The organism is Lactococcus sp. LG1074, from assembly GCF_017309525.1.
GTDB classification, from domain to species: Bacteria; Bacillota; Bacilli; order Lactobacillales; family Streptococcaceae; genus Lactococcus; species Lactococcus petauri.
This window is the reverse complement of sequence record NZ_CP071293.1, coordinates 1050638-1073773: the sequence shown is the minus strand read 5'-3', so window position 1 is coordinate 1073773 and position 23136 is coordinate 1050638. Positions and strand designations below refer to the sequence as shown.

17 protein-coding genes and 2 pseudogenes are annotated in these 23136 nt (G+C 35.4%); 10 read left to right on the top strand and 9 right to left on the bottom strand.

Annotation, left to right across the window (positions count from 1 at the left end; translation table 11 throughout):
• Positions 1 to 171: 171 nt before the first annotated feature.
• The 7 genes from J0J36_RS05325 to trmFO all read left to right on the top strand — a co-directional run bounded on the left by J0J36_RS05325 (position 172) and on the right by trmFO (position 9448).
• Positions 172 to 792 (top strand): GntR family transcriptional regulator, encoded by a 621-nt coding sequence (locus tag J0J36_RS05325; RefSeq protein WP_019291676.1) that lies wholly within the window; start codon positions 172 to 174, stop codon positions 790 to 792.
• Positions 793 to 997: 205 nt separating this feature from the next.
• Entirely contained in the window at positions 998 to 2200 is a 1203-nt protein-coding gene (locus J0J36_RS05320) for a glycine betaine/L-proline ABC transporter ATP-binding protein (protein WP_014024780.1), read from the top strand.
• Positions 2193 to 3917 carry an ABC transporter permease/substrate binding protein gene (locus J0J36_RS05315; protein WP_153924855.1) on the top strand — a complete coding sequence of 575 codons (1725 nt, stop codon included), beginning with the start codon at positions 2193 to 2195 and terminating at the stop codon, positions 3915 to 3917. Before J0J36_RS05320 ends, J0J36_RS05315 begins: the two co-directional genes overlap by 8 nt.
• Before the next feature lie 145 nt (positions 3918 to 4062).
• Positions 4063 to 4761, top strand: coding sequence for an acetolactate decarboxylase (budA, locus tag J0J36_RS05310; protein WP_019291674.1), 699 nt, complete (start codon positions 4063 to 4065; stop codon positions 4759 to 4761).
• Positions 4762 to 4847: 86 nt separating this feature from the next.
• On the top strand, positions 4848 to 5717 hold the full coding sequence (gene dprA, locus J0J36_RS05305) for a DNA-processing protein DprA (RefSeq protein ID WP_019291673.1): 870 nt from the start codon (positions 4848 to 4850) through the stop codon (positions 5715 to 5717).
• 188 nt (positions 5718 to 5905) lie between these two features.
• Positions 5906 to 8056, top strand: coding sequence for a type I DNA topoisomerase (gene topA, locus J0J36_RS05300; protein WP_153925516.1), 2151 nt, complete (start codon positions 5906 to 5908; stop codon positions 8054 to 8056).
• Between the two features lie 48 nt (positions 8057 to 8104).
• The gene (trmFO, locus tag J0J36_RS05295) at positions 8105 to 9448 is read left to right on the top strand and encodes a methylenetetrahydrofolate--tRNA-(uracil(54)-C(5))-methyltransferase (FADH(2)-oxidizing) TrmFO (RefSeq protein ID WP_153924852.1); all 1344 of its coding nucleotides are present in this window, start codon (positions 8105 to 8107) and stop codon (positions 9446 to 9448) included.
• A gap of 73 nt (positions 9449 to 9521) precedes the next feature.
• Here trmFO and J0J36_RS05290 read toward each other — a convergent pair whose 3' ends face one another.
• From J0J36_RS05290 to asnA, 6 genes and pseudogenes are all read right to left on the bottom strand, one after another.
• On the bottom strand, positions 9522 to 9743 hold the full coding sequence (locus J0J36_RS05290) for a hypothetical protein (RefSeq protein WP_019292266.1): 222 nt from the start codon (positions 9741 to 9743) through the stop codon (positions 9522 to 9524).
• Between the two features lie 65 nt (positions 9744 to 9808).
• Complete coding sequence (gene xerS / locus J0J36_RS05285; RefSeq protein ID WP_019292267.1) at positions 9809 to 10870, bottom strand: tyrosine recombinase XerS; 1062 nt, start codon at positions 10868 to 10870, stop codon at positions 9809 to 9811.
• Positions 10871 to 11818: 948 nt separating this feature from the next.
• Entirely contained in the window at positions 11819 to 12649 is an 831-nt protein-coding gene (locus tag J0J36_RS05280) for an LPXTG cell wall anchor domain-containing protein (protein WP_019292268.1), read from the bottom strand.
• Positions 12650 to 12739: 90 nt separating this feature from the next.
• Positions 12740 to 12889, bottom strand: a complete 150-nt coding sequence (locus tag J0J36_RS05275) for a hypothetical protein (protein ID WP_019292269.1) — start codon at positions 12887 to 12889, stop codon at positions 12740 to 12742.
• A 73-nt stretch (positions 12890 to 12962) separates the two neighbouring features.
• A pseudogene (locus J0J36_RS05270) lies at positions 12963 to 15001 on the bottom strand (ATP-binding cassette domain-containing protein).
• 343 nt (positions 15002 to 15344) lie between these two features.
• Positions 15345 to 16349 (bottom strand): aspartate--ammonia ligase, encoded by a 1005-nt coding sequence (gene asnA / locus J0J36_RS05265; RefSeq protein ID WP_019292270.1) that lies wholly within the window; start codon positions 16347 to 16349, stop codon positions 15345 to 15347.
• A gap of 191 nt (positions 16350 to 16540) precedes the next feature.
• On the opposite strand from asnA, the pseudogene J0J36_RS05260 reads away from it, so the two are divergent.
• Positions 16541 to 16989: pseudogene (locus tag J0J36_RS05260) on the top strand (GNAT family N-acetyltransferase).
• A gap of 75 nt (positions 16990 to 17064) precedes the next feature.
• Here J0J36_RS05260 and J0J36_RS05255 read toward each other — a convergent pair.
• A complete protein-coding gene (locus J0J36_RS05255; RefSeq protein ID WP_019292271.1) occupies positions 17065 to 19707 on the bottom strand; it encodes an HAD-IC family P-type ATPase in 2643 nt (880 codons plus the stop codon).
• Between the two features lie 265 nt (positions 19708 to 19972).
• Here J0J36_RS05255 and J0J36_RS05250 point away from each other — a divergent pair, with 265 nt between their 5' ends.
• On the top strand, positions 19973 to 20545 hold the full coding sequence (locus tag J0J36_RS05250) for a TetR/AcrR family transcriptional regulator (protein WP_153924846.1): 573 nt from the start codon (positions 19973 to 19975) through the stop codon (positions 20543 to 20545).
• Positions 20546 to 20626: 81 nt separating this feature from the next.
• Positions 20627 to 21292: an NAD(P)H-dependent oxidoreductase gene (locus tag J0J36_RS05245; protein ID WP_019292273.1), complete on the top strand. Its 666-nt coding sequence runs from the start codon at positions 20627 to 20629 to the stop codon at positions 21290 to 21292.
• A 56-nt stretch (positions 21293 to 21348) separates the two neighbouring features.
• Here J0J36_RS05245 and J0J36_RS10520 read toward each other — a convergent pair whose 3' ends face one another.
• Both J0J36_RS10520 and J0J36_RS10515 read right to left on the bottom strand, forming a co-directional pair.
• On the bottom strand, positions 21349 to 21996 hold the full coding sequence (locus tag J0J36_RS10520; RefSeq protein ID WP_242520575.1) for a Spy0128 family protein: 648 nt from the start codon (positions 21994 to 21996) through the stop codon (positions 21349 to 21351).
• A complete protein-coding gene (locus tag J0J36_RS10515; protein ID WP_242520574.1) occupies positions 21989 to 23119 on the bottom strand; it encodes a Spy0128 family protein in 1131 nt (376 codons plus the stop codon). Before J0J36_RS10515 ends, J0J36_RS10520 begins: the two co-directional genes overlap by 8 nt.
• Between the last annotated feature and the right edge of the window lie 17 nt (positions 23120 to 23136).

Here is a 23136-nt window from a genome sequence, read left to right as displayed (position 1 = left end):
TACGAAACATATTTATCATACAAGTCGATAAAATACAAACTAGGATATATTCGAAATTTTACACTTTAAAAATAATTTTACTATCTTTTTTTGTATTTTTACATTAAAATAGAAGGCATAATGCATTTTTATATGATGATAGTATACGGATAAATAAAAAAGGAGGAAAAAGTGAAAGAGGTTAGACAACCGAAATATCAGCAAATTGCTATATTAATTGCGGAAAATATTGTACGCAACGAATTAAAAATCGGTCAAAAAATTTATGCAAGATCGACCTTAGCAACAACTTTTGGTGTTTCTCCCGAAACAGCACGAAAAGCAGTAAGCATTCTTAGTGATTTAGGGATTGTGGATTCAATTCATGGAAGTGGCGTCGTTATTGCTTCACGTCAAAAAGCTCAAGAGTTTTTGACTCAACATCAAGAAGTTAAATCAATTCAGGATTTACAAGCTGATATTTTGAAAAGTGTCGCTCGCCAACAAAAGGAACTTGCCAATTTTTCATCGACTTTAGATAAACTCGTTGGACAAACAGCACACTTTCAAAAATCCAATCCAATGACTCCGATTGAACTTGAGCTTAATGAACCTTCCGAAAACTTAGGTAAAACTATCGGAGAAATGAACTTATGGCAAAATACAGGTGCAACCGTTATTGCCATCTTACAGAATGACGAATTAATTATTTCGCCGGGTCCATATGCAACATTGAACCAATATGATACCTTGTATTTTGTTGGTGGAGCAGATTCTTTACAAATTATTCAAAATTTCTTTTATAAAAATTAGTTTTGACATTGAGAAATATCTTTCTATAGAGACAGGCAATAGGAACTGTCGCTATAGGAGGATTTTTTTCAAATTTAGGCAATTTAAGATATTTGTAAGTTTACTTATTTGACAAAGTGACAATACCTTGTTATTATGGAATGGTCACTTTGATGAACATTAAATAATGAAATGTATTTAATTATTAAGAGTAAAGGAGAATATTTTGCCAGTAAAAATTAAAATTGAGCACTTAACCAAAATATTTGGTAAACGTGTAAAAACTGCTTTGGCAATGGTCGAGCAGGGTGATTCGAAAAACGAAATTTTAAGAAAAACAGGTGCGAGTGTCGGTGTTTATGATGCCAACTTCGAAGTAAATGAAGGCGAAATTTTCGTTATTATGGGACTTTCTGGTTCAGGGAAGTCCACACTATTACGTTTGCTTAATCGTTTGATTGAGCCAACAAGCGGTAAGATTTTCATTGACGGTGAAGATGTTGCTACGTTAAATAAAGAAGATTTGCTGAAAGTGCGTCGCAAAACGATGAGTATGGTTTTCCAAAATTTTGGTCTCTTCCCTCATAGAACGATTCTTGAGAATACAGAGTATGGTTTGGAAGTACAAAACGTACCAAAAGAAGAGCGTCGCAAGCGTGCTGAAAAAGCTTTAGACAATGCTAACTTACTTGATTTTAAAAATCAATATCCAAATCAACTTTCAGGAGGGATGCAACAACGTGTCGGCTTAGCGCGTGCTTTAGCCAATGACCCAGAAATTCTTCTGATGGATGAAGCTTTCTCAGCTTTGGACCCATTGATTCGTCGTGAGATGCAAGATGAACTTTTGGAACTTCAAGCAAAATTCCAAAAAACAATTATTTTCATTTCGCATGACTTGAATGAAGCATTACGTATCGGTGACCGTATTGCCATTATGAAAGATGGTAAAATAATGCAGATTGGTACAGGTGAAGAAATTCTTACTAATCCTGCTAATGATTACGTTAAAACCTTCGTAGAAGATGTCGATCGTGCAAAAGTTATCACAGCGGAGAACATTATGATTCCTGCCTTAACAACTAACATTGACATTGATGGTCCAAGTGTTGCGCTTAAAAAGATGAAGACAGAAGAAGTAAGTTCTTTAATGGCTGTCGATAAAAAACGTCAATTTTATGGTGTTATTACCAGTGAAGCAGCAGTTCAAGCAAAACAAGCGAATAAATCTCTTCGCGAAGTTCTCATGACAGATGTTGGACAAGTTGGTAAAGAAACATTAGTAAGTGATATCTTACCTATCATATATGACTCTCCAACGCCTGTTGCCGTGGTAGATGACGAAGGATTCCTCAAAGGTATTCTTATTCGCGGACGAGTACTTGAAGCTTTAGCAGATGTAGACGATGAGGAGGTAAATAATGATTGAGTTAGCAATAGGTAAGATACCCTTAGCAGATTGGGTTTCGACTGCAACAGATTGGATTACAAGCAATCTAAGTGCTGGTTTTGATATTATTCAAAAAGCTGGTACAGCAATTATGGATACAGTAACTGCGGGACTTACAGCTGTACCATTTTGGTTAATGATTATTGTTGTTACTTTCTTGGCAGTTTTAGTTTCTGGACGTAAAATTGCCTTCCCTATCTTTACATTCTTAGGTTTAGTTCTTATTGCCAATCAAGGTTTATGGACAGACTTGATGAATACAGTAACATTGGTCTTGCTTTCTAGTTTAGTTTCTATTATTATCGGTATTCCTTTAGGTATATGGATGGCTAAGTCCGAACTTGTTGCTAAGATTGTGCAGCCCATTTTGGACTTCATGCAAACCATGCCCGGTTTCGTTTACTTGATTCCGGCCGTTGCTTTCTTTGGTATCGGTGTGGTCCCTGGTGTATTTGCCTCAGTTATCTTTGCTTTGCCACCAACAGTTCGTATGACAAACTTGGGTATTCGTCAAGTTTCTACTGAATTGGTCGAAGCAGCAGATTCTTTTGGGTCAACACCAAGACAAAAGCTCTTTAAGTTAGAGTTTCCGTTAGCAAAAGGAACAATTTTAGCAGGTGTTAACCAAACTATTATGTTGGCACTTTCAATGGTCGTTATTGCTTCAATGATCGGTGCACCTGGTCTTGGACGTGGCGTCTTAGCTGCTGTTCAATCTGCGGATATCGGTAAAGGTTTTGTAAACGGTATTGCTTTAGTTATTTTAGCTATTATCATTGACCGTTTCACTCAAAAACTTAATGGTGCCCCAACTGAAAAACAAGGCAATCCGCAACTTAAGAAATGGAAAAAAAGAGGAGCGTTAGTAGCCCTTATCGTTCTTATCATTGGTGGTATTTCTGGTGTTACACTTACGAAAACAGCAACAGATAAAAATGTTGAGCTTGTATATATGAACTGGGACTCAGAAGTTGCATCTATTAACGTATTAAGTCAAGCTATGGAGCAACATGGATTTGACGTTAAGAAGACAGCTTTAGATAATACAGTTGCTTGGCAAACTGTAGCAAATGGTCAAGCTGACGGTATGGTTTCTGCTTGGCTCCCAAACACTCATGAAACACAATGGAAAAAGTTCAGCAAGTCCGTTGAATTACTTGGCCCTAACCTTAAAGGAGCTAAAGTTGGTCTTGTCGTACCAAGCTACATGAAAGCAAATTCTATCGAAGATCTGAAGGATCAAGCAGATAAATCAATTATCGGTATTGAACCTGGTGCTGGTGTTATGGCCGCAACAGAGAAGGCTCTGAAAGATTATGATAACTTGAAAGATTGGAACTTAGTACCATCGTCTTCAGGTGCGATGACTGTTGCCCTTGGTGAAGCTATCAAGCAACATAAAGATATCGTAATCACTGGCTGGTCACCTCACTGGATGTTTAATAAGTATGATTTGAAATATTTAGAAGATCCTAAAAACTCAATGGGTAAAGCTGAAGACATCAATACTATTGTACGTAAAGGACTTAAAGAAGATAATCCTGAAGCTTATAAAGTATTAGACAAGTTTAACTGGTCTCAAAAAGATATGGAATCTGTAATGCTTGATGTTCAAAATGGTAAAACACCAGAACAAGCAGCAGCAACATGGATTAAATCTCATAAAGAACAAGTTGATAAATGGTTTGAAGACTAATACATAATTAATCAAAAACTAAGCAATATTGCTTAGTTTTTTTTTTAGAAAATGCCTTAAAAAAACAATCCGTATTTTTATCATGACAGTAATAATATGGTAAAATTAGAGTATTGAAAATTACAAAATTTGAAAGGAAAGAAAAATGAAATTATTTCAACACAACACCCTTGCAGCTTTGATGTCAGGACTTTATGAAGGAACCTTAACGATTGGAGAGCTTTTGAAAAAAGGCAACTTTGGTATTGGAACCTTGTCAGGTATCAATGGTGAGTTGATTGTCTTGGATGGCAAAGCTTATATTGCAACAGGAGACAAAAAAGTACGTCAAGTAGAAGACAATGAAACTGTCCCATACGCTGCAGTATCTCATCATGAAGCAACACTTTCTTTCCAACAAGAAGAAAAAATCGCCAGCGAAGAACTCTTCAAAAAAATTGAAAATGAGTTTAATAGCGAAAATACCTTTTATACAATTAAAATGACTGGTGATTTTGATATGATGCATGTGCGCATGGCTCCAGGCGCAGCAGAAGGTGAACCTTTTGCTAAAGTAGCAGAAAATCAACCCGAATATAAAGAGGAGAACGTCATGGGAACTATCGTCGGTTTTTGGACTCCAGAAATGTTTCATGGTGTAAGTGTCGCTGGATACCATCTGCATTTTCTTGCTGATTCATGCAATTTTGGTGGCCATATTTTAGGATTTACTGGCTTTTCCGGTAAAGTAGAAATAGGCCAAGTGGATGCCTTAGAGCAAAACTTCCCAACAAAATCTCAAAACTTCCTCCAAGCCAAATTTAATCTTGATCAACTCAAAAAAGATATTGAACAAGCGGAATAAAAAAACTGCAGAAATGCAGTTTTTTATGTGAACAGCTTCTATTTTTTGCGTATTAATTATTGAATAACACCAAAAATGGAGGCTGCATGATTAAAAACTTTGAAATATTACGTTTGAAAAAAGCAGGAATGTCTAATTTAGGGATTTTGAAACTGATTGATTATCAGAGGAGGCATGAAGCAAGACTCACTCTACGCCAGTTATCGCGGATTGCAGAGGTCAAAACTGTCCCTAATTTTATTGAGAGTTATAAGAGTCAAGATGTGAAACGACTTCGTGAGCAATACAAAATTTTCCCCTCCTTTTCCATTTTAGATGACATTTATCCCGAATGGCTGAGAGAAACATATAATCCACCTGCCCTCCTTTTTTACCGAGGAGATCTTAAATTGCTTAGTCTTCCTAAACTTGGGTTTGTAGGCAGTCGTGAAATGTCTAAGGAAGCACCAAGAATAATCCACAAGCTTATTGAGGAATTAAAGCAAAACTTTGTTATTGTGAGCGGATTAGCACGCGGTGTTGACACCTCAAGCCATGTAGCAGCTGTAAAACAAAAAACTCCAACCATTGCTGTCATTGGTAATGGGTTAGATATTAGTTATCCAAAAGAAAATCGTAAATTACAAGAATACTTAGCAGCACATGAATTAGTTTTATCAGAATACCTTGTAGGAGAGCAACCCCTCAAGTTTCATTTCCCAGAGAGAAATAGAATCATTGCTGGTCTTTCCCGTGGAGTTGTCGTTGTGGAAGCAAAACAACGTAGTGGTAGCCTTATCACAAGTCGTTATGCTTTAGAGGGTAATAGAGAAGTTTTTGCTGTACCTGGAGATATTTTGAATAGAAATGCTTCTGGCTGTAATCAATTAATCCAACAAGGTGCAGCCAAGCTTGTCACTCATGGACAAGATATTTTAGATGAATTTTATTTATATGAAGGGAATTTCTTTCCTTAATTTTTTATAAAAATTGAAAATTTATAAATCTATGTAAAATTAGTAAAACCAAGGACTGACAGAGCTTTTTTTCTTTTAATAAATGTTTAATTCTCCTATAAGAAAAACACTTTTGGTTTTATTGCTTGACATCTGACCTAAAAGCCTATATTATTAGACTATTGAAATTTGAAAAAATAGGTAAATATATGGCGAAAGCAAGTGAAAAACAAACAACTACAAAAAAGAAAAAGAGCAGTAAGAAAACTGCGAGTAAAAAGAAAACAAAAATTGTTAAAGGCAAAAATCTCGTAATTGTTGAGTCACCTGCTAAAGCAAAAACAATTGAAAAATATTTAGGACGAAACTACAAAGTTGTTGCTTCTGTTGGGCATATACGTGATTTGAAAAAATCAACAATGTCCGTAGACATTGACAATGATTATGAACCACAATATATTAATATACGTGGAAAAGCACCACTGATCAATTCTCTTAAAAAAGAGGCTAAAGCAGCAAAAGCTGTTTACTTAGCAAGTGACCCGGACCGAGAAGGAGAAGCCATTGCTTGGCACTTGGCACATATTTTAGGTCTTCCTTTGGAAGATAAAAATCGGGTTGTTTTTAACGAAATTACTAAAGATGCTGTTAAAAATGCATTTAAAGAACCACGTAGTATTGATGTTGATTTGGTAGATGCACAACAAGCACGACGTATTTTAGACCGTTTAGTTGGGTATTCAATCAGTCCAATTCTTTGGAAAAAAGTTAAAAAAGGATTATCAGCTGGTCGTGTCCAGTCTATCGCCCTCAAACTCATTGTTGATCGAGAAAACGAAATTAATGCTTTTATCCCTCAAGAATATTGGTCAATTGATGGCGAATTTAAAAAAGGAGCTAAAAAGTTTAAAGCTGCTTTCTGGGGTGTTGATGGTAAGAAACGTGCACTAAATAACAACGATGATGTGATGGAAGTTTTGTCTCGGTTGTCTGGTCCAGATTTCGATGTTGATAAAGTAGAGAAAAAAGAACGTCGTAGAAATTCACCACTTCCATACACAACTAGCTCAATGCAACAAGATGCGGCCAATAAAATTAATTTCCGTACACGGAAAACCATGATGGTTGCCCAACAACTATATGAGGGGCTCACATTAGGTGCACAAGGCCACCAAGGGCTGATTACCTATATGCGTACCGATTCAACACGTATCTCTCCAATGGCGCAAGGCGTAGCTGCAGACTTCATTACAGAGCGTTTTGGGGCTAAGTATAGCAAGCATTCGTCAAAAGTTTCTAATAAAGCCGGAGCTCAAGATGCCCATGAAGCAATCCGTCCCACTAATGTCCTTAATACCCCTGAAGCAATTGCGAAATATTTAGACAAAGATCAGTTAAAACTTTACACTTTAATTTGGAATCGCTTTGTGGCAAGCCAAATGACAGCTGCTATTTTTGATACGATGAAAGTCAATCTTTCACAAAATGGTGTGATTTTCATTGCCAATGGCTCACAAGTTAAATTTGATGGTTATTTAGCTATCTATAACGACTCTGAGAAAAACAACATGCTTCCTGATATGGCAGCTGGAGATGCTGTTAAGAAGGCAAATCTCAAACCAGAACAGCACTTTACTCAGCCGCCTGCCCGTTACAGTGAAGCAACTTTGATTAAAGTTCTGGAAGAAAATGGAGTTGGTCGTCCATCAACATATGCACCAACTCTTGAAACAATCCAAAAACGTTATTATGCCCGTTTAGTGGCCAAACGTTTTGAACCAACTGAACTAGGCGAAATTGTAAATAAACTTGTGGTTGAATTTTTCCCGAATATTGTAAATACTGAATTTACAGCCGAAATGGAAAAAGATCTGGATAAAGTAGAAGAAGGCCAGCGCCGTTGGGTTGATGTCGTTGATCAATTTTATAAACCTTTTGCCGTCGAACTTGAAAAAGCCGAAGTTGAAATGGAAAAAATCGTCATTAAAGACGAACCAGCTGGTTTTGATTGTGACGTTTGTGGACATCCAATGGTAATTAAGTTGGGACGATATGGCAAATTCTATGCATGTAGTAATTTCCCTGAATGTCACAATACCAAAGCCATTGTAAAAGAAATTGGCGTAACCTGTCCAAGTTGCCACAAAGGGCAAATCATTGAACGTAAGACAAAGAAAAATCGTCTTTTCTATGGTTGTGACAGATACCCTGAGTGCGAATTTACAAGCTGGGATAAACCTGTTGGCCGTTCTTGTCCAAAATGTGAGCACTATTTGGTAGAAAAGAAAGTACGTGGCGGTGGCAAACAAGTAGTATGTAGTAATGAAACTTGTGACTACAAAGAGGAAAAACAAAAATAAAGTCATTTTACATAATTAATTTTATGTTTAATAATATAGAAAGTTAAAATGAATAAAACACATATAAACGTTATTGGCGCAGGTCTTGCGGGTTCTGAAGCTGCTTACCAAATTGCAAAACGTGGCATTCCAGTAAAACTTTACGAAATGCGTGGCGTTAAAGCTACGCCTCAGCATAAAACAGACAAATTTGCCGAGTTGGTTTGTTCAAATTCTTTCCGTGGAGCAGCACTCACAAATGCTGTGGGACTACTGAAAGAGGAGATGCGTCGTTTGGATTCTGTCATGATGCAAGCTGCCGAAAAAACACAAGTGCCAGCTGGCGGAGCTTTAGCAGTTGACCGTGAAGAGTTTTCAGCTTTTATTACTCAAGCTGTTTCAGAAAACCCTTTGATTGAGGTAATCCGCGGTGAAATTACAGATTTACCTAACTTAGATGAAGAAATTACAATTATTGCAACGGGTCCCTTAACAAGTGATGCTTTAGCTGCAAAAATTCATGAATTTAATGGTGGGGATGGCTTTTATTTCTATGATGCTGCAGCTCCGATTATTGATGCGAATACAATAGATTACGATAAAGTCTATAAAAAATCTCGTTACGATAAAGGAGAAGCGGACTATATCAATTGTCCAATGACAAAGGAAGAATTCAATAATTTCCAACAAGTTTTAATTACTGCTGAAGAGGCTCCACTCAATTCATTTGAAGATCTAAAAGTTTTCGAAGGTTGCATGCCAATCGAGGAAATGGCTAAACGTGGTTATAAAACAATGTTATTTGGTCCAATGAAACCTGTTGGATTAGAATATCCTGATACATATACAGGTCCACGTGATGGTGATTTTAAAACGCCTTATGCCGTTGTACAGTTGCGCCAGGATAATGCTTCGGCATCTTTGTATAATATCGTAGGTTTCCAAACTCACCTTAAGTGGGGGGAGCAAAAACGTGTTTTCCAAATGATACCTGGATTAGAAAATGCTGAGTTTGTACGTTATGGTGTAATGCATCGAAATTCATACATGGATTCTCCTAACCTACTCAAGCAAACTTTCCAATCAAGAAAACAAGAAAATCTTTTCTTTGCCGGTCAAATGACTGGTGTAGAAGGTTACGTTGAATCAGCAGCAAGTGGTTTGGTTGCCGGAATAAACGCTGCTCGTCTTTTTAAGGGTGAAGAAGAAATCATATTCCCGCAAACAACAGCTATTGGTGCTCTCCCATATTACATCACACATACAGACAGTAAACATTTCCAACCTATGAATGTGACCTTTGGTATTGTCAAAGAACTTGAAGGTCCGCGTATCCGTGATAAAAAGGAACGTTATACGAAGGTTGCTGAGCGAGCATTAGAAGACTTAAGCCAAATCATTGAAAAAATGTAATAATAAAAACCTCTATTAATTTAGAGGTTTTTATTATCGAGTGCATTTTACATAAAATTAATTATGTAAAATGTTATATATTTATGCTTAAAATATCATCTAAGGCGATTCTCCGCACCAAGTTCTCTTCTTTAATATAAAGTAAATCATAGTCAATACCAAAAATTTTACCTTGAGAAGTAGTTTCTTGTGAATTTTGCAAAAAGCGTATGCTAACGGATTTTTGTCTGCTCCAAGCATATTTCAATTCATAAATAATTTCTTGTTGTGACATTTTTAGAGTAGTATTATTCATTCGATTCTTTCCACTTATAGTTTTTATCTTAAATTAATAGTCTACTTAAATTTTACCAGTCTTGCTTATAGTTCGTCAAGTGCATTTTTCTGTTCTTGACTAATAATATGGGTGTAGAGGTCTGTAACCTGTGTTGAAGAATGTCCGAGCTGATGACTTACCAGAACTTGAGAATTGGTTTGTGCGTAAAGGCGAGTCGCTAAGGTGTGACGAAGTTTATGTGGTGTTATTCTTACTTTAAAAGCTTGCGAGTACTTAGAGACTAACTTTTCAATGCTTGATCCATCAATCCGAGAAGCTTGCCCTCGGTAAATAGACAAGAAGAAGGCTTTATTACTTTTTTCTGGTTTATAACGCTGTTCACGAATCTCTAAGTAGTTGAGTAGATAAAGCTCAGCAAATTTTGCAATATTAACGGCATCCCGTTTGCCCCCTTTACGTGTAACTTCCACAACTAGAGTCTTCATATTCAGATCAGCTATATTGATATTAACAGCTTCAGACAAACGTACGCCAGAAGCCAACATCAGCGCAATAATCGCTAAATCACGTTCTTTATTTTTATTAAAAGAAGAGAGTGCTCGATTAGACAAACTTTTTTCGTATTCATTATCAATAAAATCCAGAAAACCTTGTGTTTCATCGCCTAAAAACAGTTTTCCTTTAATATTCTCAGCCCTGGAAGCCAAAGTTTCTCTATTTTTTTGAATCTGCACTTTTTTCATAACATTACGGTAAAAGTATGGCTCGCCATTTACGCCTTCAGCTTGCTCCGTAAGATATTTAAAAAGGCTGGAAAGTGCAGCTAAAGTACGTTTTACTGAGTTTTGTGTTAGTCCAGACTTATTATTTTGACGTGGTTTTTCACGTAAGTAGAGGATATAACCCTCAATGTCAGAACGTGCTAGATTTTCTAATGTATCTAAATCTATACCAGAAATATTTTTTGCTTTGCTGACATCACTATCAATAAGCCAATTAAAAAATCTCTCGTATTCTAAAAGATATTGATAGAGCGTAGTCAAGCTATAAGGAATACTAAGCTTTGATTGATAATATTCCAAAACGAAGTCGGGCATACGTTTTTTTATGCTGTCAATATTTGCAAGTAGAAGTTCACGTTTCATGGTTTTTTAAGTATACCATAAATTTATAAAACTTTCAAGAATATTATAGTTTTTCGGAAAGATGTCATAGGATATCCCAAGATCTCTCTAAACTATATACTCAGTAAGTTTAATAAATTCTTTCTATTTATTTATTTTTTCGAATATAATTATATCATAACTTCTATAAATAGGTTTGAACTTGACTGTTGAGCCTTTTAAAGTAATTTTTTATCTGGCTCAGTATAACAAAAGGTTTATAAGAATAACACTAAATTGAAAGAAAACATTCTTTAAACCAATTAAATCTCATAGAAAAAACTCCGTAATGTGGAGTTTTTATTTGATCCATTGACGTGTAAAGCTTGGATTGTCTTCATTTTATTTATTCTTCCTGGGGTTATTGCTGATAAACATATGATAATAGAATCTTGTATCAGACATCTTTCCGAAAAACTTGCGTTGTAATTCTTTTGTGCTAATTTTAACTCTAATTCTTATGTAAAGAATGCATTGGACGGATAAAGTTGGAAAAAAACAATGAAACATTACCGAATAAGATAAAAGCTATTCTAGAGAAAAAACAAATAATATTATTGCTACTGCTATATTGTTGGAGAGAAGGATAGGTGGGGAATGATGTGCTTCTTCTTTTACTTACATAACTTTGTGACTGATATTGATGCTAAATGAGTGGGTAAGATATTTTTGCAAAGGCGAAGAGTATGCAAGCACCAAAGGAAAGAAATATTTTAGATTAGATTCTGCTTAAGATAATAAAATTTGGAACGATACTATACATCGGAACATCAGAGAAAGTATATGTTAAAATTAGATGTTAAGTTATAAAAGAAAGTTATATAAATTCCCGTTATTAAGTAAAGATAATCTCCATAGAGATTACTAACCTCTATGGGGATTATAAATTATCTTTTATTATTTTTGAGAGAATTTCAGGTATGAGTAACCTTAACTATTACGTTGTAAATATAGTGCAAGTACTGCAGCGCCTACAATCGAACTCATACCCAAAACTACATATGTCATCGTATCATCCTCACCTGTTGCAGGTAGTGGTGTGCCCTTTGCTTGATACGTTCTAGTAGGTGAGCTTTTCATACCTGTGCCTAGTGTTGTCAATACAGCTTGGGTTTTGGGTGTCAGTGTAGCTACATGTGTATCATTTTTAGCTTTTTTGATTTCTTGCTCGGTGTCTGAAGGAATACTATAATGAGTTACTGAGTTATCCAGTTTTTTCGGTTCTATGATTCGGACAGTTGATGAACTGTTTTTGTTAATTTTTGGCTTCTCTGTCAAATTTTTTACCGCTATAGGTTCTGGTATATTTTGCTTAATAGGCTTCGGTGCTTTTTCTATATGTTGAGGTGCATCAAGGTGGGCCCCTACGTTTGGATTTGGGGGTGTCAACTGTTCTATATGTTGAGGTACGTTTACCACCTCTCCAGGTATGTTGTCTGTCGTATCAACAGTCAGAAGTTTAGTTGGTATCTTTTGCTCAGGGAGTACTTTATGCGGTACTATTGGTTTTGCCGTACTTTCTGGGATTTTCGGTGTTTTAATTGCTGGTATTTCAGGCTTGTCTGGGGCAATGAAGCCGTTCTCACTGCCATCATCAGCATACCAAGTGCCTCCATCATTATGCCATATCAGACCGTTTTTTCCAATCGCAGTATTTGAGTCTGTGAGGGTTACTTGATACCCATTGATTGAGTCTGCTGAGGCTTGTACACCTATTGAAACTGTTACAAGTATAAGCCCAGCAATGAGTGTCTTTTTCATTTTACTTTGTCTTCCTATTCTTCGTTTTTTTTTTTTTTTTTTGGCAATTGGGTTAATTAATTACATATTATATTTTTCAATTGCCGATTTTTACATATTTTCCCATGCGCTTATATTTGCTTTAAGAAGTTTTATGTCTTGTTCAATTTTATATTTTTCTAAATATTTATCTCTAAGAATATTTCTAAGATCAGCATTTATATCTTTGCTTTGTTTCTCTAATTTTAAATTATTAAACATAACTTTGAGCTCCACTCATTTTATTCAAAAAATTTTTATATTATTAAGTAGTTCATAATATAATTTAGGGTTTTTAGTCTGCAGATAATGCTTCAATCGTGTTAAGCCGTGCTGCACGACTACTTGGTGCAAGACTTGCAAGCAATGCTATCAAAACTGCAATTATCACCGCAAAGATTATATTTCCTGTACTGATTTCAACAATTCGTGCTCTATCCAATAAGTTAGATAAAGCTGAATTAATTATAAACTCACCTAAGTAAGCAATAACAATTGCAAGAGTTGCAGATAAAAGTCCTAGGATAAAGCTTTCTGCCGTAAATAGTCGAGAAATATCTTTTCTTCGACCACCTAATGCTCGAATAACACCTATCTCTTTTGTGCGCTCCGCAACGCTCATATAAGTTGTAACAATAATCATAAATATTGAGACAATTAAACTTATACCTGCAATCGCTGCGAGAAGATAACTCACGATACTTGTTATGTTCGTAAAAACATCTAGGAATCCTGTGGCTGAATAGGTTATAAAAGCTTTACTTCCATCAATTTTTGCATTTTGAACAGTTTCAGTGACAGCTTTAACATTTTTGACTTCATTTACAGTAATTACAGCATAATTTGGATTACTGTCTGCTCCCGCAGAAGAAAGGAGAGTTGCCATAGTTGAATAAGATACTATAATGTTACTTTCACCACTTGACTCAGTTGAACTTGATACAGTTACACTATTTGAATCACTTGTAGATGCATCTTGTAAAACTCCGGATACTTTTAAATCAGCCGAAACAGATTGTGTGGCTCCTTCTTTTGATTTTGCTTCAAAATTTAAGTGAATTGTTTGTCCTACAAGGGCTTTATAGTCTGGAGAGAGAAGCTTAGCTTCCGTTCCATAGAGTGCAATTTCTCCCTCATCTGGCTTCCTCCCCACACTATATTTATCATTTGCATTGGATTCTGTCCAGCTCAAAAGTGAGAGAGGGCCCGTTTTACTCTTGTCTCTATATTGAAGAGAACCCTTGCTTGGAATAGAGTAGGTTGGTTCTACTTTTTTGATATTATCATTGTTTTTCAACTTATCAATATATCAATATAAGTAGAATCCATGTTTCCTTTAGAGGTTCCAATGTTTTGTTGTGCCTCATTTAGTGCATCATCATTGCTTAATTTATCATCTTTCGTTGTACGTTTAAATACTGTTACAACATTTGGATTGATACTTGACGTCATCATATGATTCATATAGTTTCTGACACCATTGCCTAATCCCAGGAAAAAGATGACGGAGAATAAACCAATGGCTGTCCCTATCGCAATAAGTAAATTTAATTTCCATGTGTGTGTGAAATGTTTAAATGCTGTTTTAAATATTTCGCTTCTGGAAAGGACTTTCGACTGTATATGACTTTTCTTTTCAATAGGATAAGAATCTTTCAGACGTTCATCGCCAATAATTTTCCCATCGGCCAAACGAATAATACGCGTACCAAAATCAGCAACTTCTTGTGAGTGAGTCACAACAATAACAGTCTTTCCTAATTTTGCAATTTTACTTAATAAAGCTAATACTTCTTTAGTATTTTGTGAATCGAGAGCGCCAGTTGGTTCATCTGCAAGGATGATTTCAGGATCCGATGCTAATGCACGAGCAATTGCTACCCGTTGCTTTTGACCTCCCGAAAGTTGAGAAGGGGTCTTCTTGCGGTGGTCATATAACCCAACTTGTTTTGTCAATTCAACAGCTCGAGCATGTCTTTCTTTTTCAGAAAGGGTCGTCATCTTGAGACTAATGAGGATGTTGTCTAGAACATTTAAATAGCTAATCAGATTAAAAGATTGGAAGATGAATCCTATCGTATCCCGGCGATAGCTATCCATATCTTTTTCTTTTTTTCTTTTTTGAGGGATACCGTCAACAATAACATCTCCATCATAGTTTCTATCTAGCCCTCCAATTATATTCATCAAAGTGGATTTACCACCTCCGGACTCACCAAGTAAACTAATAAATTCACCCTTATCAAAATCTAGATTAATTCCTCTTAGAACAGGGAATTCCTCTTTACCAAGAAAATAAGATTTCTTTATGTTTCTTAATTCTAATATATGCATATTATTTTTCCTTTATATTTATATCTGTTATTTAGGTATATACCTTTGGCGGGGGAGCTTTATATGTAAATACTTCTCTATTGTGGAAAATATAATTAACTTACTCTCCTCGCGTATTTATTTTTAACTTTTAACTAGTAAATTCTCTATATATAAAATATATAAATACTAATTTTAGGATCTCCTTTACTTTATTTTTGTATTATATATTATTAGAAAATGCTTGTCAATATCTTTTTGTTGTTTTTCGATATTTTTTTGGTGTTTTTCGCTTTATATTTGTTGTTTTTTAAAAAATGAGTATTTTTGTTTACAAACTAAAAAAACACCACTTGGTGTTTTTTTATAGTAAAAAGACCTTATCTTTACAAGCATTAAGTGTTTCTTCATCCCATAAAGAAACTTGTACTTCACCGATATGTACTTTGCTCAGTAATAACATACACATACGGCTTTGTCCAATACCTCCACCAATGGTTAATGGTAATTCATTATTGAGTATTTGCTGATGAAAAGGATATGCTAAACGATCGTTGGCATTGGCCTTTTCCAATTGTGTAAGTAAAGCTTTATCATCTACACGAATGCCCATACTCGATAATTCCATTGCGCATCCTAAAGGTTCATGCCAGAAAAGTAAGTCACCATTTAAAGACCAATCATCATAGTCTGGTGCCCGCTGATCATGTGGTTCACCGTGGCTTAAGATATCACCAATTTGTAAGATAAAGGTAGTCGGATGTTCTTTAACGTAAACATTTTCTCTTTCTTTTGCTGTTAATTTGGGATAAAGATCTATTAATTCTTGACTTGTAATAAAGGAAACATTTGTATTTATGACTGTTTCTACTTTTGGATATTTGGTATGTAAACGACTTGATGTTTCTGCGATAGCATTCACTAAATTTTGAACGGTTTCTTTTAGGTAATCAAGGCTTCGTTGTTCTCTTGAAATCACTCGCTCCCAGTCCCATTGGTCTACATAAATTGAATGAAGATTATCTAACTCTTCGTCACGTCTAATGGCATTCATATCTGCGTAAAGCCCGTTGCCAACATGAAAATCATATTGTTTTAAAGCGGCTCTTTTCCATTTAGCTAAGGAATGTACGATTTCTCCATTATAATTTAAAACTGGTACATCAAATTTTACAGGCCGTTCGTTTCCACTTAAGTTATCATTTAAACCCGAATGATCATCAACAAAAAGTGGGGCTGATACTCTTTTTAGTTTTAAACTTCCTGTTAGCGCTTCTTCAAAACAACGTTTAATAAATCCAATAGCTGTTTGAGTATCATAAACATCCAGTATTGATTTGTAGTCTTTTGGGATAAAGGTTTTTTCCATAATTTCAAGAACTCCTATTTTTTAATCTTATTGAATATTATACCATAATATAAAAATTAGTATAAATATATATAATATAATTGAACACAAAAAACATCTTCTAAAGAAAGACTCTAGTCATGCCATAAATTGAAATAAGGAACTTCATGTGTTAGGATTAGCTTAGTAAAGTATTAAGGAGCATAGTTAAATTGAAAGTTATAGATATTGATTTAAAAGATAGAACTGAAGATTTAGTAGAAAAGTTATTGGTGATTTGGGAAAGTTCTGTAAAAGAAACACACCTCTTCCTTTCAGATAATGAAATAAGTGATATTAAAAAGTATGTGCCTCAAGCACTAAAGGAAATCCCTCGTTTAATTCTCTTAAAAAACGATAAAGATACGCCAGTTGGTTTTATGGGTATTGTCGATCATCATCTAGAGATGCTTTTTATTGCCTCTGGTGAAAGAGATAGAGGCTTTGGCAAGAAACTCCTCGAATATGGAATCACTAAATACTCCATTAATGATCTTGCTGTGAATGAACAAAATCCACGCGCAAGAGGGTTTTATGAATATATGGGCTTTGAAGTCTATAAGAGAACGGAGTTCGATGAGCAAGGAAATCCTATCCACTGTTATACATGAAGCGAGATTAGTCTAAAAAAAGCTAATGAATTGAGTTATTCACTAGCTTTTTTATTTTGATATTCATCGAAAGTGATAAATTTTTTCTATGCTAAATTTCTAAAGAGACGATGTGAAATAAATTTTTCTAGCTCTACTACGACGAAAACTGTTAATCCAGCTAAGGATGCATAAAGAAGATTATGAATCCCGATGTTTGTCGTACCTAAAGCGTTACTAATTGTTGGGATATAGACAATAGCAAGTTGTAGCACCAATAAAATAAACAATGATAACCACAACACACGATTTTTAAACATGTTTTGGTCGATAGAGAACTTGGATATACTTCGACAATTTATCATGTAAAACACTTGTCCGAAAACGAGGGTCATTAAAAGAGTAGTTTGGGCTACAGGTGTTGCTGCACCCATAGATATAACAATATTATTGACTAAAAAGCCCAAAGCAGCTAAGAGTATAGAAACATAGAACATTCTAAAGATAGCATAACGACTTAAAATATTTTCATTTGGATCGCGAGGAGGTTTGTCCATGACATCAGGGGCTTCTTTTTCGAAACCTAATGCAAAAGAAAGTGTAATTGTTGTGACCATATTTAACCACAGAATTTGGATTGACGTCAATGGTAATGGACGATCAATTAATATGGATACCACAACTAACAAACCTTGAGCAAATGCTGTTGGTAAAGAAAAGTAAATTGTGTTTTTTAAGTTATCATAGACACGTCTTCCTTCGCGTACTGCATCTGAAATGGTAGCAAAATTATCATCTGCCAAAACCATATCTGCAGCATCTTTTGTAACTTGTGTTCCTTTTTGCCCCATTGCGATACCAATGTCTGCTTTTTTAAGAGCTGGAGCATCATTCACACCATCTCCTGTCATACCAACAATTTTGCCATGCGCTTTTATAGCACTTACTAATCGCAATTTATGTTCTGGCGTAGTTCTCGCAAAAACATCATTTTTAAGTACAACTTCGGATAGCTCTTGGTCTGTCATCGTTTCGATGTCTTTACCAGTAATGGCTCTGTCCGTATTTTTTAGACCAATTTCTTTCGCTATTGCAACAGCTGTATCTTTATGATCTCCGGTAATCATCTTAACGGAAATACCAGCACGGTGGCTCTTTTTAATTGCTTCTATTGCAGATGGTTTTGGTGGGTCAATGATACCATACATTCCAACAAGAACCATATTCTCTTTCAAATCTTCATGTGTAATTGTTTTTTGATTCGAAGAAACTTCTTTCATAGCCGTAGCGAGTATACGCTGACCTTTTTTGGCTTGATTCGATATCATTTTATCCCATAGTTTGGGGTCAATTTTTTCTGTTGTGTTATCGCCAAATTGATAATCTACCATTCCAAGTAAAACATCTGGTGCTCCTTTTAAGTAAATAAAGCGTTGATTATCTACATCAACTAGAGTCGCCATATATTTGTATGAGGAATCAAACGGAATTTTATACAGCACCTTTTCATCTTGAGTAGTTTCCATGTGAGAAGCCCACTCTAGTAAGGCTGCTTCGGTCGGATTACCAATCACAGTCCTTTGCCCATTATGATAATCGATTTTTGTATCATTACAATAAATAGCAGTTTCAACCAGCTTCTTGAGTTGGTAATCTTCATTAAAGATATTAAGGTCATCTTTCCATTGTTCCGTTTGATTTTTTTCAAATATCTTTTTCTTAGTCAGGACTGTCAAAACTGACATTTCATTTTTAGTCAGGGTACCAGTTTTATCGGAACAGATAATTTCCATACTTCCCAATGTCTCAACTGCTGGCATCTTTTTAATGATGGCTTTCTTTGCAGACATGCGCGTGACACCCAGAGATAAAATAATTGAAAGGACTGCTGGCAATCCTTCAGGTACTGAGGACACTGCCAGTGAAATAATCCAGGAAGTTGCTTCTTCAAACGTGAAATCCCGGTGAAAGAAACTGAAAACAACTAATGAAACGATGAGTATTAAAAGTATAAAAAATATTTGTTTATTCAAATATTTCATCTTTTTAATTAAAGGCGTTTCTGTCACACCAACCTCTTTCAGGTGGACACTAATTTTCCCTATCTCTGTGTTGTCACCTGTTTCAACAACAACCGCTTTACCACTTCCGCTGTTCACTAAAGAACCTGAATAGCCCATATTGACACGGTCTGCTAAGTCTACTTCCGTTGATATGGAATCAGCATTTTTCTGTACAGGGGTTGATTCCCCTGTTAGCATTGCTTCATCTACAACTAAATTATACGCTTCTAAAATTCTTACGTCAGCAGGAATAATATCTCCTGAGTTCAGTAAAACAATGTCACCTTTTACTAAAGAATCGGTCGAAACAACTTTTTTCTCACCGCTAATGACGATTGTCGCCTCTGTTCCCATTAAACTCGTCAGGCCGTCTAAGGAGTTGCTTGCTTTTGACTCTTGGATATAACCAATCAATGCATTTATAACCACAACGATTAAAATGATAAACATATCGATATAGTCTTGACTAACTCCTTTAAGTAGTGCAGCTACGAGCAATACATAAATCAATAAATCATTGAAGTGTTTGAAAAACTTTTTTAATTTTCCCTCAGTTTTTTCTCCAGATAATAAGTTAAAACCATTTTCTGATAATCTTTTTTTGCGCTCCTCTTCTGCTAATCCAACATCCTCTTCTACTTGGAGCTTCTTTAATATATCTACTTTTGATAATTGAAACCAGTTCATTATAATTCCCCCATAATTCTTTTAGTTTTTATTAAAATACTTATCTTTTTTAAGAGTACTTATTACTAGTTTATCATGCAAACTATTTAAAACATAATAAAATAATATTCTCTGTATTATTTTATTGAAAAATATACCATTTTGACTTTTATTTTTAGTCTTAAAATTTTTATCTTTTATGCAAAAATTCAACAAACTTGCATCAGATATATCTTTCTGTTATTATTAGAATGAACGTTCTACTATTTATAGAAAGGAGAATATTTTGCCTAGAGCCAAAGAGTTTGACTACGATGTGATTTTAGATAGAGCAACAGATATTTTCTTGGAAAAAGGTTATGAACATACTTCTGTTCAAGATTTAGTTGATCATCTAGGTATCCATCGAAGAAGTATTTATGATACTTACGGTGATAAACGCCAACTTTATCTCAAAATCTTAAATAAGTATGATCAAGATATGAGTCAAAATTATGTTTTGATTACTGCTAAAAGTATTAGTATTCGAGAAAAGTTTGAAGCAATTTTTAAGGACTCAGCATTTCCAAAAGAAGAATGTCGTAAAGGTTGTCTTTTTGTAAATTCGGCAATTGAGCTCGCCTTACGTGATGGTGATATTGCTGATCAAGTTCAACATTTTTTAGAAAAGACAAAAAGTTTTTTTGTGCTTTTGCTAAATCAAGCGAAGGAAAAAGGTGAATTAGCTGCTGATATTGATACACGTATTTTAGCAAGCTATTTAAACAATGCTTTAATTGGCATTCGGGTACTTGTACGCTCCGAGACGAGCCGGACAGAGCTTGAAAATATTATTAAAACAACACTATCAATTCTATAAAATATAAAAATATTCTGAGTGATTCGGAGTATTAATATTTTTAGTTTTATGAGAACAATCGTTCTCAAAAAGGAGACAAAAATGAATCAAGAACAATTAAGAAATATGATATTAAAGGCACACACTAATCGTTTTGCAACAAAAAAATTCGATAGAAGTAAAAAAATTGCTGCTCAAGATTGGGCAACAATCCTTGAGGCTGCGCGTCTATCTCCAAGTTCATTTGGCTATGAACCTTGGAAATTTCTCGTCATCGAGAACAAAGAAATACGGGAAGACTTGAAAAGCCGGGCTTGGGGAGCAGTAAATAGCCTAGATGGAGCAGATAAATTTATTATCGCTCTAGCTAAAAAAGGGGTTTCTTATGACAGTAGCCATGTCAAACATATTGTTGAAGATGTTTTAGAGCTCCCTTATTCTGAAAACTCACCCCAAAGCCAATTTTTCAAAAAATTTCAGGCAGAAGATTTTAAACTATCTGATGACAAGGCAAAATATGATTGGGCGGTAAAACAAACATATATCCCATTAGCAAATATGATGACTACTGCTTCTTTTCTAGGCATTGATAGTTGTCCTATCGAAGGTTTTAATATCGATGCTGTTGAAAATTATTTATCTGAAAAAGGACTAATTGATTTAGAAGAATTTGGTGTCGCATATATGGCAGGTTTTGGTTATCGAGCAACGGAAATTCCTAATAAAAAGCGTCAAAGTTTGAGTGAGATTGTAGAAACTGTAGAATAATCTTTATCATAATAAATATAAAAAAGACTAGTTAATACTAGTCTTTTTACACATTTCTATTTTCTATTCTTTCTAAATTTTCTTGCCCAGAAGATTGCCAATACCATTAAAATTAAACCAAGCCCAGTGACAATAGCAGCTGTCTTGTTAAACTCTCCTGCTTTTGGTAAGACTTTTTTCTGTGGTTCCACCTTTTCAACCAAGTTCTTGTTTCCATCATCTTTAGAAGATGATTTTTTTTCTTCAAGATAGATATTTTTAAACTGTGGTTTTTGTTTGTAACTTATAGATGCAACAAATTTTCCTTTTTGGTCTACTACTTCAACATGAATCTTATAGGATTTAGTATCGTAGGTAATTTGAGGATCTACTCCAGCCTTTTCACGAATCGTGTAATCGTAGCTTCCTGTTTTTGTATAAGCTAGCTTATCAAATCGAATCTGTCCTAAAGCATCATTTTTGGCCGTTTGAATAACTTGATTTGAAGCATTGACTAATTCAAACGTGAACTCCTGATCTGTCAGTTTCTTTCCGACAAGTTCTTTGGTTGCTTGCAAATGAATTTCTGTACCAAGTGGTTGATAACTGTTTTTAAACTGTATCGCTGCATCTCCTGTAGCTGTAGCAACAAGGATCCCTGCTTCTTCCTTGATGCTAACAGTAACTTTATAATTGGCAGCATCATAGTCAATGGTCTTATCCAACCCCCCCCCCCCTCTCTCTCACTGTATAATCATAATCTCCCGTACTTGTGTAAGTGATTGGTGAAAATTCTATTTTGCCTGAAGCATCATTGTGTACGGTTTGAATAACTTTTCCTGCACTGTCTAGCAACTCGAAAGTAAACTCTCCCGCTAAAAGAGAACGTCCGCTCAATAGTTTTTCAGCTTGGATTTGGTAACGAGTACTTTTTACTGTATCCGGCTTAACAGCAAGCTTTGGTGTGCCAATAGTATCATAACGTTTTTGATTATGAGGGTCTGTATAATAGAGCTTTGCGCCTGTATCTTCATCGTCAATTCCTCGTTCAGGATCCAAAATATCCTTGGCTTTATCGCTTGTATCTGCATTTGTTGGGTAGTAAGTATCCTGTGAAACCTGACGATATTCTTCTTTTAATACCAGCGGAATATTTACAGATGGGTAGCCATCAGGACTATAATCATAAAGATCGCCTAACTCCCAGACAATCGTCTGTTCTTCACCTTTGTCCTCATAGTTTCCTTCAATCGTGACACCTTGAGGCAGAGTGGCGTTTTCTGGGACATAATAATATTGACTCACTTTATCTCTAAGAACAGAATCACGCCCACCTGGGAAGAGCGTAGAATTAAGCAGCAAATCAGTCAAGTACGTTTTTCCTGCACCAACATTATCAGCTGGAACCTCAAAATAATTTTGTGGGTCGTTTGCCATTGTTTTTAAGATGGCACTGTTAGCCATATAATCTACTGTCAGCATTTCTGCGCCCATTCCAGCAACTTCATAGGTTGTTCCCTCAATGAGTTTCAGATAATTGGGGTCGATATCGTGACGTTGATATGTCCCTGTTGGTGCGCCTTCTACTTCTACAGGTTCATCACTTGTAATAGCTGCGGACATTGCTAGAATTCTACCATCTGTTTGCCCAAAAGATACAATGGGACCGCCACCTGACCAGCCAGCTCGCATTGTTGCAGTACTTTGTGGAACACCATCTGATAAGAAAACGTCCATCGCACCTTTTGTTGCCTTAGCTTCATCACTGCGTGATTGAAGCAAATTATATGCCATACTCAATCCGTATTGATAGTCTGTTTGGGGTGTTGTAAACAGACGAGGAAGCATATCATCAATGGCTGCTC